The 16,826-nt window shown below is 34.2% G+C and carries 15 protein-coding genes; 10 read left to right on the top strand and 5 right to left on the bottom strand.

The window, feature by feature from the left end:
- Window positions 1-56 precede the first annotated feature (56 nt).
- Window positions 57-1,607 (top strand): murein biosynthesis integral membrane protein MurJ, encoded by a 1,551-nt coding sequence (gene murJ / locus C1642_RS02780; RefSeq protein WP_014465999.1) that lies wholly within the window; start codon window positions 57-59, stop codon window positions 1,605-1,607.
- 45 nt (window positions 1,608-1,652) lie between these two features.
- Here the strand turns inward: murJ and C1642_RS02775 are convergent, their stop codons facing one another.
- The 5 genes from C1642_RS02775 to C1642_RS02755 form a co-directional block, all read right to left on the bottom strand.
- A complete protein-coding gene (locus C1642_RS02775; protein ID WP_000724220.1) occupies window positions 1,653-2,348 on the bottom strand; it encodes an FKBP-type peptidyl-prolyl cis-trans isomerase in 696 nt (231 codons plus the stop codon).
- Between the two features lie 50 nt (window positions 2,349-2,398).
- On the bottom strand, window positions 2,399-3,121 hold the full coding sequence (locus C1642_RS02770; RefSeq protein ID WP_000030404.1) for an FKBP-type peptidyl-prolyl cis-trans isomerase: 723 nt from the start codon (window positions 3,119-3,121) through the stop codon (window positions 2,399-2,401).
- Between the two features lie 192 nt (window positions 3,122-3,313).
- On the bottom strand, window positions 3,314-5,509 hold the full coding sequence (locus C1642_RS02765) for a polysaccharide biosynthesis tyrosine autokinase (RefSeq protein WP_046879561.1): 2,196 nt from the start codon (window positions 5,507-5,509) through the stop codon (window positions 3,314-3,316).
- A 21-nt stretch (window positions 5,510-5,530) separates the two neighbouring features.
- Entirely contained in the window at window positions 5,531-5,959 is a 429-nt protein-coding gene (locus tag C1642_RS02760) for a low molecular weight protein-tyrosine-phosphatase (protein ID WP_001176901.1), read from the bottom strand.
- A 1-nt stretch (window position 5,960) separates the two neighbouring features.
- On the bottom strand, window positions 5,961-7,103 hold the full coding sequence (locus C1642_RS02755) for a polysaccharide biosynthesis/export family protein (RefSeq protein WP_001190670.1): 1,143 nt from the start codon (window positions 7,101-7,103) through the stop codon (window positions 5,961-5,963).
- A gap of 162 nt (window positions 7,104-7,265) precedes the next feature.
- Between C1642_RS02755 and tviB the strand changes: the two genes are divergently transcribed.
- The 9 genes from tviB to C1642_RS02710 all read left to right on the top strand — a co-directional run bounded on the left by tviB (window position 7,266) and on the right by C1642_RS02710 (window position 16,825).
- A complete protein-coding gene (tviB, locus tag C1642_RS02750) occupies window positions 7,266-8,543 on the top strand; it encodes a Vi polysaccharide biosynthesis UDP-N-acetylglucosamine C-6 dehydrogenase TviB (protein ID WP_032061779.1) in 1,278 nt (425 codons plus the stop codon).
- 29 nt (window positions 8,544-8,572) lie between these two features.
- Window positions 8,573-9,631 (top strand): dTDP-glucose 4,6-dehydratase, encoded by a 1,059-nt coding sequence (gene rfbB, locus C1642_RS02745; protein ID WP_038808683.1) that lies wholly within the window; start codon window positions 8,573-8,575, stop codon window positions 9,629-9,631.
- Entirely contained in the window at window positions 9,631-10,503 is an 873-nt protein-coding gene (gene rfbA / locus C1642_RS02740; RefSeq protein WP_039249217.1) for a glucose-1-phosphate thymidylyltransferase RfbA, read from the top strand. The genes rfbB and rfbA overlap by 1 nt, the downstream gene beginning before the upstream one ends.
- A 1-nt stretch (window position 10,504) precedes the next feature.
- Complete coding sequence (locus C1642_RS02735; RefSeq protein ID WP_079400927.1) at window positions 10,505-11,359, top strand: WxcM-like domain-containing protein; 855 nt, start codon at window positions 10,505-10,507, stop codon at window positions 11,357-11,359.
- A complete protein-coding gene (locus C1642_RS02730) occupies window positions 11,359-12,474 on the top strand; it encodes a DegT/DnrJ/EryC1/StrS family aminotransferase (protein ID WP_046879562.1) in 1,116 nt (371 codons plus the stop codon). Before C1642_RS02735 ends, C1642_RS02730 begins: the two co-directional genes overlap by 1 nt.
- Before the next feature lies 1 nt (window position 12,475).
- The gene (locus tag C1642_RS02725) at window positions 12,476-13,735 is read left to right on the top strand and encodes an O-antigen translocase (protein ID WP_046879563.1); all 1,260 of its coding nucleotides are present in this window, start codon (window positions 12,476-12,478) and stop codon (window positions 13,733-13,735) included.
- Window positions 13,732-14,574, top strand: a complete 843-nt coding sequence (locus tag C1642_RS02720) for a glycosyltransferase family 2 protein (protein ID WP_046879564.1) — start codon at window positions 13,732-13,734, stop codon at window positions 14,572-14,574. The genes C1642_RS02725 and C1642_RS02720 overlap by 4 nt, the downstream gene beginning before the upstream one ends.
- Window positions 14,574-15,668, top strand: coding sequence for a glycosyltransferase (locus C1642_RS02715; protein ID WP_046879565.1), 1,095 nt, complete (start codon window positions 14,574-14,576; stop codon window positions 15,666-15,668). The genes C1642_RS02720 and C1642_RS02715 overlap by 1 nt, the downstream gene beginning before the upstream one ends.
- A gap of 335 nt (window positions 15,669-16,003) precedes the next feature.
- Window positions 16,004-16,825, top strand: coding sequence for a hypothetical protein (locus C1642_RS02710; RefSeq protein ID WP_146035311.1), 822 nt, complete (start codon window positions 16,004-16,006; stop codon window positions 16,823-16,825).
- Window position 16,826: the final 1 nt, after the last annotated feature.

Genomic DNA, 16,826 nt, shown 5'->3' with positions numbered 1-16,826 from the left:
ACAACGAAAAGATTTTCTAGTTTCATTACAATAGCGACTTTCGAATATAGCTGTAGGTGAGTACGATGGCATTATGGCGATCGACTTTTATTGTCAGTGCGATGACGATGTTGTCACGGGTATTGGGCTTAGTACGAGATGTCGTATTGCTCAACGTGTTTGGTGCGGGTAAAGATTTCGATACCTTCGTTGTGGCTTTTCGTATTCCCAACTTCTTTCGACGGTTGTTTGCCGAAGGGGCTTTTTCACAGGCTTTTATTCCGGTATTGACCGAATATAAAACAGGTCGTGCGCATGCAGAAGTGCAGATCTTAATTAGTCGAGTATTTGGCTGTTTGCTGACAGTCATGACTTTACTGACTTTCGTGGCTATGGTTTTAGCTCCAGCAATTATCTATATGTATGCGCCGGGTTTCCATAATGACCCTGAAAAGTTTGATTTAGCGGTCAGTATGTTCCGTCTGACCATTCCCTATTTAATGTTTATGTCGCTTACGGCTTTTGCCAGCAGCATCTTAAACAGTTATGGCTCGTTTGCCTCGCCAGCTTTTTCACCTGTTTTACTGAACGTAGCAATGATTGCAGGGGCTTGGTGGCTTACACCGTATATGGCTGAGCCAATCAAAGCTTTAGGTTGGTCAGTTGTTGCAGCTGGTATTTTACAGTTAGCGATACAAATTCCTGAGTTATGGCGTAAAAACTTACTGATCCCACCGAAAGTTGATTTTAAACATGAAGGTGTAGAACGTATTTTAAAATTAATGCTTCCAGCATTATTTGGTGTATCTGTGACTCAGATTAACCTATTGCTAAATACGATTTGGGCATCTTTCATGCAAGATGGTTCAGTGTCTTGGCTCTACAGTGCCGAACGTATGACCGAGTTACCTTTAGGTTTAATCGGTGTTGCGATTGGTACAGTGATTTTACCTTCACTGTCAGCACGTCATGCTGAACAAGACCAAGCGAAGTTTCGTAGCATGATTGATTGGGCAGCGAAAGTGATTGTATTGGTGGGGTTACCAGCAAGTATTGCTTTATTTATGCTTTCTACACCGATTATTCAGGCATTGTTCCAACGCGGTGAGTTTGATTTACGCGATACACAAATGACAGCACTCGCATTGCAATGTATGAGTGCCGGTGTAATTTCCTTCATGTTAATTAAAGTATTTGCACCAGGTTTCTATGCGCAGCAAGATACCAAAACACCGGTCCGTGTGGGTTTAATGTCGGTTGCAGCTAATGCGATTTTAAACGTTGTATTTATTGGGTTCTTTAAACTAATCAATTGGCATGCAGAGCATATGGCGCTTGCATTAGCCTCTTCTGGTTCAGCTTTAGTAAATGCAGGTTTGCTCTATTTTTATCTGCATAAGCGTAATATTTTCCGATTTGGTGCACATTGGAAAAAACTGGCACTTCAATATGGTTTGGCTAACCTGGCGATGATTGCAGCGCTTTGGTTCGGGTTAAATTGGTATAACGGTGAACTCTCTCAATGGATTCGTGTTGCAGAGGTAGTAGGTTTATGCGTTATAGGTGTGATCGCTTACTTAATTGGCTTATTACTGACAGGCTTTAGACCGAGAGATTTAAAACACTAAAATAAAAAAGCGATCAATTTAGATCGCTTTTTTTATCTTCGAAAATTATTTTGGCAAAACTTGTAGCAACTCAATATCAAAAATTAAAGTACTATTTGGACCGATACTATCCCCAGCACCAACTTCACCATAAGCAAGTTTTGCTGGAATGAAGAAACGGGTTTTACCGCCTTCTTTCATAGTTTGTAAGCCTTCGGTCCATCCGGCAATCACTTGATTTAACTGAAAATCAACAGGGTGATTACGTGCAATTGAGCTATCAAATACAGTTCCGTCGAGTAAACGTCCTTCATAGTTTACTTTTACACGAGAGGTGGCTTTAGGTGTTTTACCAGTGCCTTCTTTTAATACCTGATATTGCAGACCTGATTTAGTCGTAATCACACCAGATTTTTTAGCATTTTCTGCCAGAAAAGCTGCACCAGCCTGAGCGTTTTGTTGACCTTGTTTTTGAAATTCGACTAGCTGTTTAGCTTCTAATGTTTTTTTATAATCATTAATTGCTTTCGCCATTTCTTCATCAGTTAGGCGTGCTGTCTTATTTTGAGCACCTTCTTGTAAACCTTGGTAAAAAATATCAAGATTTAAATCTGTTAACGCATCAGTATTATTACGGCCCATTAAATAACCATAACTATAACTAAACTGATCTTTTGCCGGACTTTTATTTGTTATCGGTGCAGCAGCAAAAACAGATAAACTCATTGTTGACGCTGCAATAACCAAACTGATTTTTTTCATGTCATTTTCCAAAAAAAACAGGAGAGTATAACGACTCTCCTGGATTGTTATTATTTCACTGAAATGAGTTCTACATCAAAAATCAGTGTACTGTTTGCTGGAATTCCAGGAAGCTCTTGTGGGCCATATGCAAGATTTGATGGTATGAAGAAAGTCGCTTTTCCACCTTCTTTCATGAGTTGAAGACCTTCAGTCCAACCCGGAATGACCTGATTAAGCGGGAATTCTACTGGTTGACCACGCTTATAAGAACTATCGAAAACCTGTCCATTAATTAAGCGACCTTCATAATGTACTTTGACAACAGACTGAGCAGTTGGCTGTTTACCAGTACCTTCTTTAGTAATGATATATTGCAAACCTGATGCAGTGGTTTTTACGCCAGCTTTCGTTTTGTTTTCTGCAAGGAACTGTGCATCTGCAGAGTCAGTAGCTGTACCCGCTTGCTCAGGCTTATCTTGATGCTGCATTTTTTGTTGTAACTCTTTTTCATAAGCAGCAACGGCAGCTTTTAAATCTTCTTGAGTATAAGCACTAGGCTGCTTATTACGCGCATCATGGATCCCTTGAACAAATGCTTTGGTATCCAGTTCAGGAGGAGTTTGCTGAGCAACTTCATACCCAAGAACGTAACTGATTTTTTGAATTGGAGAAGCATTTTTGTCTGCTTTACGTCCGACTTCTGTGGTCGGATGTTGAGTTGCATAATATACAGGTACAAGTGCAGCACCGCCTAAAACTACAGCGACAGCAATGGGTAAGGCTTTACTCATAAAAGGTTCCAAAAATAATCATTTGAGTCTAAAAGGCTGCTTCGATCTTAGCATGCTTCGACTTAAGCATAGAATGTTTAAGAAAAAAAACGAGTGGTTTTTTTATATATTTTAGTTAGTTTTAATATGGCAAAACTTAAAAAGCAAATAAAAAAACCGGATCATATGATCCGGTTTTATGGAGAGTTTTAATTAGTCTTCTTTTTGTGCCTTATAGGCATAAGCATAGTTATAACCATACCCACCCCCACTAGAGCGTTGAATATCGTTAAGGATAAAGCCATTCACCTTAACACCTGCTTGTTCAAAACGGTTAACGGTTAATTCAAGCTCTTTCATATGTGACTTGGCGTAGCGTGCAACGATCAAGTTTACACCAGTGTACTGAGAAATAATAATACCATCGGTTACCGCAAGCACTGGTGGAGTATCAATAATGATATGGTCATATTGAGTCTGGAACTTTTCTAGTAAGTCTTTGAACTGCATAGAGCTCAACATTTCTGACGGATTGGTTGGGCTCTTACCACGGGTAATCACATCAAGATTTGTAACTTGTGTTTTATGTAATACTTGTGACAAATCAGCCTGCCCACTTAGCAATTCAGAAAGACCAGGCTTCACATCAATATCAAAATATTTATGCATATAACCACGGCGCATATCGGCATCAATCAGTAATACACGCTTGTTGCCTTGCGCAAAAATTGTTGCAAGATTCGTCGAAATAAATGATTTACCCACTTCTGGGGCTGGGCCGGCAATCATAATGATATTATTTTTTGCATTTGCTAATGCAAAGTGAATAGTTGTACGAATACTACGTAAACTCTCAATTGCAATATCATCACTATTTTTAACCGCAAGAATAGGAATACTCTTTTTCTTTTTCAAAATACTCATACGAGTTTCTTGAATAGGAGAACGAGGCACCGTTGCATAAACTGGAAGATCTAATTCATTTTCAATTTGAGCAGAATCATTAACCCCACTACGCATCATATCGCGGAGTAATGCAATCAATACACCAATAAATCCGCCGATAAATATTGAAAGAATTAAGATAATCAGTTTCTTAGGTTTAACTGGTTTAACTGGTTCTACAGCAGTATCAATAATACGCACATTACCAATTTCACCTGCATTGGCAATCTTAAGTTGTTGATAAGAATTAAGTAATGAGGTGTACAGCTCCGTGTTAACTTTCACATCACGATAAAGCTGTAGGTATAAACGTTGTGTTTCAGGAAGCTGTGTTAAACGGTTGTTGAGATCAGCAATCTTTTTATTAATCTCTGCAATTTGAGCATCAATTTGCAGGATTAATGGATGATCATTGGTATATTTAGCGGAAAGTTCAGCTTGTTTTTGTTGTAACTCGATTTTAAGCTTTTCTAAATCAATATTTTGCTTGAGTAATAGTTCAGACTCGGCATTCACATCAACTGTTTTATACTTTTCACGAAACTGATTAAATTTTATCTCAGAATCTTCCAACTGTTTTCTAAGTTCTGGCAACTGCTTTTCAAGGAAAGTTAAAGTTTGTTTAGACTCTAGAGATTTTCGCTCAATATTTTGTTCATGATAGACAGATAGAACATTATTGAGTACTTGGGTAATATGTTGTGGGTCTTGGCCTAAATAGCTTAGACCAATAACGCCAGTCAGCTTACCTTTTTCAGCAACGTTGTAAATGGAGTTGAATTGATTTACAGCTGTTAGAAGAGCTAATTTAGTTACAGTATAACTTTGTTCTTTGAACTCACCTTGAGCATTGATTTGAATTTGCCATAAACCTTTATTCGTACTTAATACATTTTTTTGATTTAATGCACCGCTAAACACAACTTGATCTTTATGAATTAGATTAAATCGATTTGTATCTTTAAACTCTAATTTTAAAGGCTTATCTAAATAGTATTCAGGTATACTGAACTGTTTAATAGTTAAACTTTTGTTTTTGTTAGAGTACACTACAGAATCATGAAGATATTCAATCTTACTTTTGTTTTCAGTAATGAGCTTATTAGTCAATCTCGATAAGTTATCTTTGATATTAATATCAAGATTAAGATTCTGGATGACTTGCCCTAAAACCATACGAGACTTCAAAATTTCGATTTCTGCATCTGTAGGAGATTTCTGTCCTAATCCACCTGTTACTTTCGATAGGTCACCAAGCAAAGCTGCAGATGCAGCACCTTTACTATCTTCCACTTGTACCATTGCATCTACAGCATAAATATCTGGTGTTATCCGTAAATATAATAAGGCACAAATTAAACTTAAAATCACACAGCATGCTATGATTTTCCACTGTGCAATCAAAGAAAAGAATAACTCTTTTAAATCGATGCTATCTTCGCTGGTTTTAGAGTTTTGGTTCATAAGTTTACAACTAATATACAATTATAATTGAGTGCGCCAATCTTGCACATAGCTTTGAATATTACGGCAAGTCTGATCAAAAAAAGCTTGGTCATGCTGATAAGGATCAGGTACATTTTGCCCTTGCCAATGGCCAAGTCTAAAAATTTTACCCTTAGCAAATGGCCAAGTTTGTTCAATATGCTTTTGTTGATTATTGCTCATGACCAAAATTAAATCATTTTGTTTGATTAATTCGGCACTGAGCTGACGAGCAATATGGGGACGTATATCAATACTCAGCTGATCCATGCAATAAATAGCCTTATCATCTGCAGCATGGCCTACTAGAGCCGAAATACCAGCAGATGAGATATTTAATGTAGGATGTTGAGCCTTTAAAAAGTACTCTGCCATAGGACTGCGGCAAATATTCCCCACACAGACTACTAAAATATTTTGTAACTGCATTCTAGTTTTTACCCAATTGATCAAATGTATAGAGTGCACTTGAGAATGGTACAATCTGGTTCATGATACGCTGCCAGCGTGTCAAGCCAGTTGCATCAATATACACAATATCATTTTTTTGCATTTGGAATTGATTTGATAATGCAAGGTTGCCAATACTACTTAAATTAAGCTGATAAATAGTTGATTTTTTTGTTTGTAAATCTGTGCGCATGACATAAATACGGGCTGCACTTGCTGAGTATGGGTTAACTCCTTCACTTTCACCCAATACATCACTTAAAGTCATACCTTGATCTCGTAATGGAATTGCTGAGCTTTTATTAGACTCACCCATAACATAGAGTTTTTGGTTTTGTTTGGTATTTACGTAAATTGTATCATTGGGTTGTACTAGTAACTTGTGTAATGAGTAACCTTGCTTTTCAAGAGCAACTACATTTAAATTATAAACTTCACCATTACGAATAAGCTGAATGTCAGTATTGTCACCAGACTCTTGATTTACACCGCCCGCCATACTTAAGGCTGTATAAATACTGATAGGTTGATCATCTAAAGTATATTGACCACTCTTCATGACCTGACCGTTAACAAAATAACGTTTTGCTTGATAAGATAGCACTCGAACTACAACGTCAGGTGTTTTTAAATATTTAGCAAATTGATTACGTAAATATTTATTGGTCTCAGCAAGTGTTTTTCCGGCAATATGAACTTGGCCTACAAGTGGTAATTGAACATTTCCTGTAGAGTCAATTGGATATCCAAATGCTTTAATATCACTAGAAGAACCTTGAACAGGAGGGGTAATTTCAGGATAAGCCCAAAGTTGAATAGATAAGACATCTCCAGGGCTTAAGCGATATTGATAAAAAGGGGTGTGAAATAAAGCACTAATATTTCCTTGCGGTCGCAAAGATTCAGAACTGATTTTTGGAATATTGTTTTGGGTGAGTTGAACAACAGAAACTTCTGCTCCTTGAGCTGTTTTAAAAGTTCCCTGTTCAGGTAAGTCATAAGTTTGTAAGCCTGAGGTGACTGCACATCCTGTAAACGAAAGTGAAATGGCTAAAAATAATAATGTGCTCTGATGCTTCACATTCAAACCCTTTATTGTTTGTAATCCAATGATACTTTGCATGAAGATATTGGATTGTAGTCTATAATTAACCCAAATCATACTTTATTTGCTGAGCAGTGATTGTATATTTCGAGAAAATTTTGTTTAAAGTCTGCTATATTAACGTAGTAGGTCGTATCCATGATGTTTCCCCATTTAAAATTAAATGGTTAGGTTTTATATATGTTTCAACTCGAGCAACTAAAAATAGCAATCATCGGTTTAGGGTATGTTGGATTACCTTTGGCAGTTGAATTTGGTAAACATAAACCTACAATTGGATTTGATATAAATACAGATCGTATACAAGAACTAAAAAGTGGTCATGACCATACCTTAGAAGTAACTTCTGACGAACTAAAACACGTACATCAGCTTTCATATACGGCAGATATTGAAGACTTAAAAACAGCAAACTTCTTTATTGTTACCGTGCCAACACCAATAGATGATTTTAAGCAGCCTGATCTTACTCCCCTTGTAAAAGCATCTCAAAGTATTGCTAAAGTTCTAAAAAAGGGCGATATCGTTGTTTATGAGTCAACGGTTTACCCTGGTGCTACAGAAGAGGTATGTATACCTGAATTAGAAAAACATTCGGGTTTAAATTTTAATAAAGATTTCTTTGTTGGTTATAGTCCGGAACGTATTAATCCTGGTGATAAACAGCGACGTGTAACCAATATTTTAAAAATTACATCGGGTTCCACTCCTGATGTCGCTGATTATATTGATCAGGTTTATAATTTAATTATTGAAGTAGGGACGCATAAAGCACCAACTATCAAAGTTGCTGAGGCTGCTAAAGTCATTGAAAATACACAAAGAGATGTGAATATTGCATTAATCAATGAATTGGCTCTGATTTTTAATAAAATGGGTATCGATACAGAAGATGTACTCAAGGCCGCAGGTACAAAATGGAATTTTTTAAACTTTAGACCAGGTTTGGTAGGTGGTCACTGTATTGGTGTTGATCCGTATTATTTAACGCATAAAGCAGAGTCAATTGGTTTACATCCAGAAATTATTTTGGCAGCTCGTCGTTTAAATGATCGTATGGGTGAATATGTTGCAACCCAATTGATCAAAGAAATGGTAAAGCAACGCATACAAGTAGTTGGTGCTCGCATATTAATTTTAGGTTTGAGCTTTAAAGAAAACTGCCCTGATATCCGTAACACCAAAATCGTAGATATGGTGAAAGCACTAAAGGAATACGATTTAGATCTTGATATTTACGATCCTTGGGTGGATAGTGCCGAAGTTGAGGGCGAGTATGGTTTAGCTCCAGTTACGGAATTAAAGCAAGATCACTATGATGCAATAGTTATTGCTGTCGCTCATGATCAGTTTAAAGCAATGTCGAGCCAAGAGCTCATTGCTTTAGGTAAAGAGAAACATGTTTTATATGATTTAAAATATGTTTTGGATAAAGAACAAAGTGATATTCGACTGTAAAAATTACTAGTTACTAGCATAGGAATTTTATGAAAATTTTAGTCACTGGCGGTGCAGGTTTTATTGGTTCTGCTGTCATTAGAAATATTATAAAAAATACTCAAGATGAAGTATTAAATATAGATAAATTAACATATGCCGGTAATTTAGAATCATTGTCTGAAATTGATACGGATCCACGATATCAATTTGCACAAGTTGATATCTGTGATAGTGAGCGTTTAACAGAATTTTTTAAAATTTTCCAACCGGATGCTGTGATGCATCTAGCAGCCGAGTCACATGTTGATCGTTCTATTGATGGTCCCGCTGAGTTTATTACAACAAATATTGTGGGTACTTATACATTGTTAGAGGTTGCACGTAAGTACTGGCTACAATTAAATGAAGAAAAGAAAGCCTCTTTTAAATTTCATCATATTTCAACAGATGAGGTTTATGGCGATTTAGAAGGTACAACAGATTTATTCACTGAAACGACATCTTATGCGCCAAGTTCGCCGTATTCAGCAAGTAAAGCAAGTTCTGATCATTTAGTACGTGCTTGGCATAGAACATATGGTTTACCAACTGTAGTAACGAATTGTTCAAACAATTACGGTCCATACCACTTTCCAGAAAAGCTCATTCCATTGGTGATCTTAAATGCGCTGGATGGTAAGGCTTTACCGATTTATGGTAAAGGTGACCAAATTCGTGATTGGTTGTATGTCGAAGATCATGCCAAAGCTTTATATAAGGTCGTGACTGAAGGTAAAGTTGGAGAAACTTATAATATCGGTGGTCATAATGAAAAACAAAATATAGAAGTTGTGAAAACAATTTGTAAAATTTTAGATGAATTAAAACCACAAAATAATCATCAACCTTATGAGACATTAATCACTTTCGTAAAAGATCGTCCAGGACATGATTTACGTTATGCAATTGATGCCTCAAAAATTGCAAAAGATTTGGGCTGGAAGCCTGAGGAAACATTTGAAACAGGTATTAGAAAGACCGTTGAGTGGTATTTAAATAATTTAGAGTGGTGCCGCCGGGTACAAGATGGCAGTTACCAAAGAGAAAGATTAGGTGTAAGTGCATAATGAGTACAAAAGGTATAATTTTAGCAGGTGGTTCTGGGACACGTTTGTATCCGATCACAAAAGGCGTTTCAAAACAACTGTTACCAATTTACGATAAGCCAATGGTTTACTATCCATTGTCAGTGTTGATGTTGGCTGGTATTCGTGAAGTTCTTATTATTAGTACGCCAGACGATATAGATGGCTTTAAGCGATTATTGGGTGATGGCTCACAATTCGGTGTTGAATTAAGTTATGCGATTCAACCAAGTCCGGATGGTTTAGCTCAAGCATTTATTATTGGCGAAGAGTTTATTGGTGAAAGTAATGTCTGTTTAGTACTTGGCGACAACATTTTCTATGGTCAAGGTTTTACACCAATGCTACGCCAAGCCGTGGCCCGTCAAAAGGGTGCAACCGTATTTGGTTATCAAGTCAAAGACCCTGAACGTTTTGGTGTTGTTGAGTTTGATGAGGAAAAACGAGCTGTTTCATTAGAAGAAAAGCCAAAACATCCAAAATCGAATTTTGCGGTTACGGGACTTTATTTTTACGATAATGATGTAGTGAAAATTGCAAAACAAGTAAAACCATCAGATCGTGGTGAACTTGAAATTACGACAGTGAACCAGATGTATCTAGACCGTGGTGATCTCAATGTTGAGCTACTTGGACGTGGTTTTGCTTGGTTAGATACAGGAACACATGCAAGCTTACTTGAAGCAGCACAGTTTGTTGAAACTATTGAAAAACGTCAAGGTTATAAAGTAGCTTGTCTTGAAGAAATTGCACTTCATAATGGTTGGTTGACGAAAGCTCAAGTGTTAGAAATCGGCCAAAGCATGAGTAAGAATGATTATGGTCAATATTTGATTTCTTTGGTAACTGAATAAAATGAGCCTTGTAAAATTAATTGACTTGCCGAATTTTGGTGATGAACGAGGTGGTTTAGTTGCGATTGAATCTAATCAGTCAATTCCTTTTGATGTGAAACGTTTGTATTACATCTTTAATACGTCGCAAAAACCGCGAGGCTTTCATGCTCATATTGATTTAAAACAAGTTGCAATATGTTTGAAAGGTAGCTGTAGATTTATTCTGGATAATGGTTCTACTAAAGAAGAAGTTGTTTTAGATAACCCAATCCAGGGTTTGGTTATTGAAGGATTGATCTGGCGTGAAATGCATGACTTTTCAGAAGATTGTGTATTACTAGTTTTAGCAAGTGAACACTTTACAGAGCAAGATTATATTCGAAATTATGATGAGTTTCTGCGTGTAGTAAATCAGCCTTATATTCATCCATTATCCGATGTTAAATCTAAAAATATTGGTCAAAAAACAAAAGTTTGGCAATATAGTGTGATTTTCCCACAAGCGGTTATTGGAGAAAATTGTAATATTTGTGCCCATACTATGATTGAAAATGATGTACAAATTGGTAATAACGTCACAATTAAATCAGGTGTATATGTATGGGATGGGATTACATTAGAAGATAACGTTTTTGTTGGTCCTAGCGTTACTTTTACAAATGATAAGGCTCCCCGTTCAAAGCAATATCCCGATGAGTTTCTAAAAACTATAGTTGAACAAGGTGCAAGTATTGGTGGTAATGCTACTATTTTACCTGGCATAAGAATTGGTCGAAATGCATTGGTTGGTGCAGGCGCAGTAGTAACTAAAGATGTTCCAGAAAATGCAATTGTAGTAGGAAATCCTGCAATTATTAAAGGCTATGTGAAATAATGATTCCTTTCTTAGATTTAAAAAGTATAAATAGTCAATATCGTGCAGAACTCATTGAGGCTTGCACTCGTGTTATAGACTCTGGCTGGTACATAGGCGGAAATGAGCTAGCTCAATTTGAACAAAACTTTGCGGAATATTGTGGAGTAAAATTTGCAATTGGAGTTGCAAATGGCTTAGATGCCTTGATTCTTACGCTTCGAGCATGGAAAGAGTTGGGGAAACTAAATGATGGTGATGAAGTAATCGTCCCATCAAATACATACATTGCGAGTATTTTAGCAATCACTGCAAATAACCTAACTCCAGTTTTAGTTGAACCGGATATTAATACTTATAATATCGATCCAAGCAAGATTGAAGCTGTAATTACTCCAAAAACGAAAGTAATCTTACCTGTTCATCTATATGGACAATTGGCAGAAATGCCTGTAATCATGGCAATTGCTAATAAATATAATTTACTTGTTTTGGAAGACTCAGCTCAATCTCATAGTGCTGAAATTAATGGAATAAAAGCTGGAAACTGGGGAGATGCTTCGGGTTTCAGTTTCTATCCTGGTAAAAATTTAGGCGCATTAGGGGATGCTGGTGCTGTAACCACTAATAATGAAGAACTTGCACAAATGTTACGTGCTCTTCGTAATTATGGTTCTCATGAAAAATATAAAAATTTAGTACCTGGTGTAAATAGTCGTCTTGATGAAATTCAAGCTGCCATGCTAGATATTAAATTAAAATATTTAGATCAAGAAATAACTCATCGCCGTAAAATTGCGCAATTATATTTGCAGCATATAGTAAATCCTTTAATTACATTACCATTAGCTGAGAAAAATGCTGAAGAGTATCAGCAACATGTTTGGCATTTATTTGTGATCCGTACTGAGCATCGTGAAGCTTTACAAAAGTATTTGGCTGAACAAGGCGTTCAAACTTTAATTCATTATCCTATCCCCCCTCACAAGCAACAGGCTTATAAAGAATGGAATGATTTAAGTTATCCTGTATCTGAGCAAATTCATGCTGAAGTGATGAGTTTACCTATTGGTCCTACACTAAGCGTGGAAGAGGCTGAGAAAGTAATTCAGATTTGTAATAATTTTAAAGTCTAAAATGAATTTACTTAAAACAAGTGTACTAAATGGCGTGGCTGTTTTAATTAAAACGGCCACAATGTTTATTTTAAACAAGATTTTAGCTATTTATGTTGGTCCAGCTGGTTATGCGGCTATTGGCCAGTTCCAAAATTTTATACAAATGGTGACAACCTTTGCTGGTAGTGCAATTAATACTGCAGTTATTAAATATACGGCAGAGTATTATGAAGATGAAACCAAACAACGAAATATATGGAAAACAGCGGGAAGTATTGTCTTACTTTTTAGCTTAATTTTTTCATTAATTATTCTAATTTTTCAAAAACAACTTTCACTCTATATTTTTCATACTGATCTTTATAAAACGGTTTTTGTTTGGTTTGCTGTATTTCTGACATTTTTTACTTTTAATGCACTTTTTTTAGCCATTTTAAATGGGAAAAAAGAAGTTTTAAGATTAGTTATTGCAAATATTGTAGGCAGTATTTTTTCTTTAGCTGTCACAAGCCTTTTAGCAATAAAATATAATTTATATGGCGCTCTGGTTGCTCTTTCAATTTATCAATCATTAGCTTTTTTAGTAACTCTTTTTTTATGTTACAAATCAGAATGGTTTAAGTTCACTTATCTGTTTGGAAAAATAGATAAAACCGTAGCCAAAAATTTTGCTGCTTTTGCTTTAATGGCATTGGTTAGTGCAATATGTGTTCCGCTTTCTCAAATGGCTATTCGAAGTTACTTAACCTATGAATATGGTCTAACATATGCAGGATACTGGGAAGCCATGATCCGTTTAAGTGCAGCATATCTTATGTTAGTCACAACAACCTTAGGGGTATATTATTTACCTCGACTTTCTGAATTGTCAGAAATTAAGGAGATAAAGGCAGAAGTTTACACTGGTTATAAGTTTATATTTCCATTAGCTGCCTTAGGTGGTCTGACTGTGTATATCCTGAGAGACTGGATTATAGCGATTTTATTTACCAAAACATTTTTACCTATGCGTGATTTGTTTCTTTGGCAAATGATAGGTGATTCTTTAAAAATTGGTAGCTGGATACTTGCCTATTTAATGTTAAGTAAAGCTATGACAAAATTATTTATAACCACTGAAGTGATATTTGCAATTACTTCAATATTATTAACTTATATATGTACGCAAATTTTTGGTTTTGAAGGTGTATCCATTGCTCATCTGATTAACTATGGAGTTTACTGGCTTGTAATGAGTATTTGCATTTTTAAAAGTTTAAAAGAAAAGGGTAAGATATGAGTAGTCTAGAACAACCTTTAGTATCAGTTGTTATACCTTGTTATAACCATGAAAATTTCGTACAAGACTGTATTCAAAGTGTATTAGACCAGACCTATCAAAATATAGAGTTAATTATTATTGATGATGGTTCAAAAGATAATTCTATTTCAAAAATTGAAGAAATGACTGAAAAGTGTGAAAAACGATTTGTTCGTTTTGAGTTTAGACATAGGAAAAATAAAGGCTTAAGTGCAACATTAAATGAGGCTTTAGAATGGTGTCAAGGTGAGTATTATTCAGCGATTGCTTCAGATGATTTAATGAAAGAAAAAAAGACAGAAAAACAGGTATATTTTTTACAGGAAAATCTTCATGTTGCAGCAGTTTTTGGTGGTGTAGAATTAATAAATGATAAAAATGAAATTGTAGATATAAGAGTTCATCCTGACCGAACATATACTTTTAAAGAAATAATTTTAAATAAGCATGACCTTCCTGCTTCTACACAAATGGCTAGATTAAAGTTGATTAAGGATATTGGGGGATACAACACAGATTACAAAATTGAAGACTGGTACATGTTACTAAAAATGGCAAAAAAAGAATTTGATATAGTTTATATGAAAGAAGTTTTTTGTTCTTATCGATTTCATGAAAATAATTTTTCGAAAAATATGGAAATTATGGGTAATGAAATGAAAAAAATTATAGCAGAATATAAAGATAATATTTTTTATAAAGAGGCTTTAAAAATTATATATAAGCAAGAATTTAATTATTTTAAAAATAAGAAAGATTATATTAAAGCGTTCAATACTCTATTTAAATTCTTTATTGTATCTGTAGTGGGTAAGTAATGAAGATTTTAATTATAGTGCCTGATCTATCATTTGGTGGAGTAACCAGCGTTGTAAGTAATTTGGTTAGGAACTTAAAAGAAAAGTTTAAAGCAGAAATTCGTATTGTTACATTATTTCCTAAAAATGAAATAAATATAAATGATATAGATGTCATCCATTTAAATATTTCTTCTATTAGTGATATTTTAAAAGGGTTGCTTTTGCTGAAGAATATCATAAAAGAGTATGAACCAGATGTCGTTCATAGTCATACCTTATATCCACACTTGTTTGTAGATTTTCTGAGCCTATTTTATAAAAAAAATTATAAGCTTATTAATAGCGAGCATGGTACATATAACTCTACATTAAAATTCTATAAAAGAATGAATTTTTTTAGAATACTCAACCCTCAAGCTGAACTGGTTACAAATGTAAGTGTAGCTAGTTGTGAGAGTTATATTAATTCACATATAGTAAAAAGAGAGAAAATAAAACCAATTTATAATGGTATTGATACTGAAAAATATTATTTTTCTCAAAGTGTTAGAAATAAAATTAGAAAAAATCTCAATATTGATGAGAAAATTAAGGTCATTGGATATGTTGGTCGATTATCTGCAGAAAAGAATGTCACAAATTTGATTGAGGCAATATCGCGGATTCATTTAATTGATTTTAAATTAATTATTATTGGTGATGGGCCGGAACGTGAGAATTTAGAAAGATTGGTATCTGAAAAGCACTTAAATGATAAAGTTTCTTTTCTCGGTGCTTTGTCCAATGCAAATGAATATTATTCTGCATTTGATATGCTAGTTCTTTCAAGTAATACAGAGGGTTTACCTACTGTTATTCTTGAGGCTATTTCATCAAACTGTCTTGTTGTGTCAACAGACTGTGGTGGTGTAAGAGAAATATTACCAGAAAATTATGAATTTTTAGCGAAACCCAATTGTCCTGAAGAACTTTCTTTAATTATTAATAACATTTTGAAATTAGATCCTTTAATATTAAATCAAATTAAAGAAAGTTGTTTTAAAAGATTGGAAATGTATTTCTCAAATGAAGCTATGTGCCAAAATTGGTGGAGAATTTACAATGAATTGTAGGGCTCTAGAAAATGAGGTATATTTTTATGATGTATAAAAAACATCCTGAAAGTAAAATGAAGGGGTTTAGTAGTTCATTATGCTTCTTATTAATATTATTTTGTTCTTTTTTTAGTGTAAATTCCTTGCCTGTAAACCCAGTTTATTGCTTAGGTTTTCCTTTAATACTGTTTTCTTTTTTATTTTTTAAGTCAACTATTGATAAATTTCAATTAGGTTTTTATTGCTATTTCTTAATTTCATGTATGTTTTTTGCGATTGGTAGTTATTATTTTTCTAATATTGATTCGAAGATAAATTATTTATCTACTATTCTTTACTTGTATTGTATCCTTATGGGTGCTCAAACAGTTGCAACGGGCGTGAATATTGGGATTAATCGTCGAGTTTATATTTATAAATTTATTTTTAATCTTTTAATTATTTTTATGATTCTTGAGTTTTTTTTAAGAGTAGTTAATTCGAGTCATACAGGTTCATTTTATGACTATAAGTGGAGTTTATTGTATTTCGATTCAAATTTTGTTTCATTTATTATTTTATTTTTTTTAATGTTTGCTGTTTTCTTGAAGGAAAAAAATATTTTTAATATTGGTAAAATTCGATTTTCTCTTTTAATAATTTTACTGATTCTTACTTTTTCTAGAGCTAGTATAGTTTCATTTATAGTTACCTACTTATTTGTTAAATCTGGAAATAAGTATAAAACTCCGATTTTTATTCTATTTTTGATAGGTTATTTTTATATCGCATCTGAGCTAATCGGTAAATATACATCTGGTGTTAGTTATGTAGATGTTGATGGAAGTTTTAATAGTAAATTTTATTTAATTTCTGTTGCTATTGATAATTATAATTCTATTCCGGTAATAAATAAATTGTTTGGAATCGGTTTAAATAACTTTTTATATTATTCTGATGGTATTTTTGCTCATAATATATTTATTACATTGCTTTATGAGTTTGGAGTACTGGGTACTATAATGTTTATATTCTTTTTATGTTATTCATATTATAAAATAGGAAAGGATGTTGCTTATATTTATATTCCTTTGTTAGTCGCGGGATTCTCTTTATTTTCAGCTTATGTACCATTTTTATTTGTATTAATAGCTTGTATGTACATTGAAACAAGATATCTTAAACAAAGAGTTTAAA

This window comes from Acinetobacter sp. AKBS16, assembly GCF_002899995.1.
Classification (GTDB): domain Bacteria; phylum Pseudomonadota; class Gammaproteobacteria; order Pseudomonadales; family Moraxellaceae; genus Acinetobacter; species Acinetobacter baumannii.
This window is presented reverse-complemented; position numbering and strand designations above follow the sequence as displayed.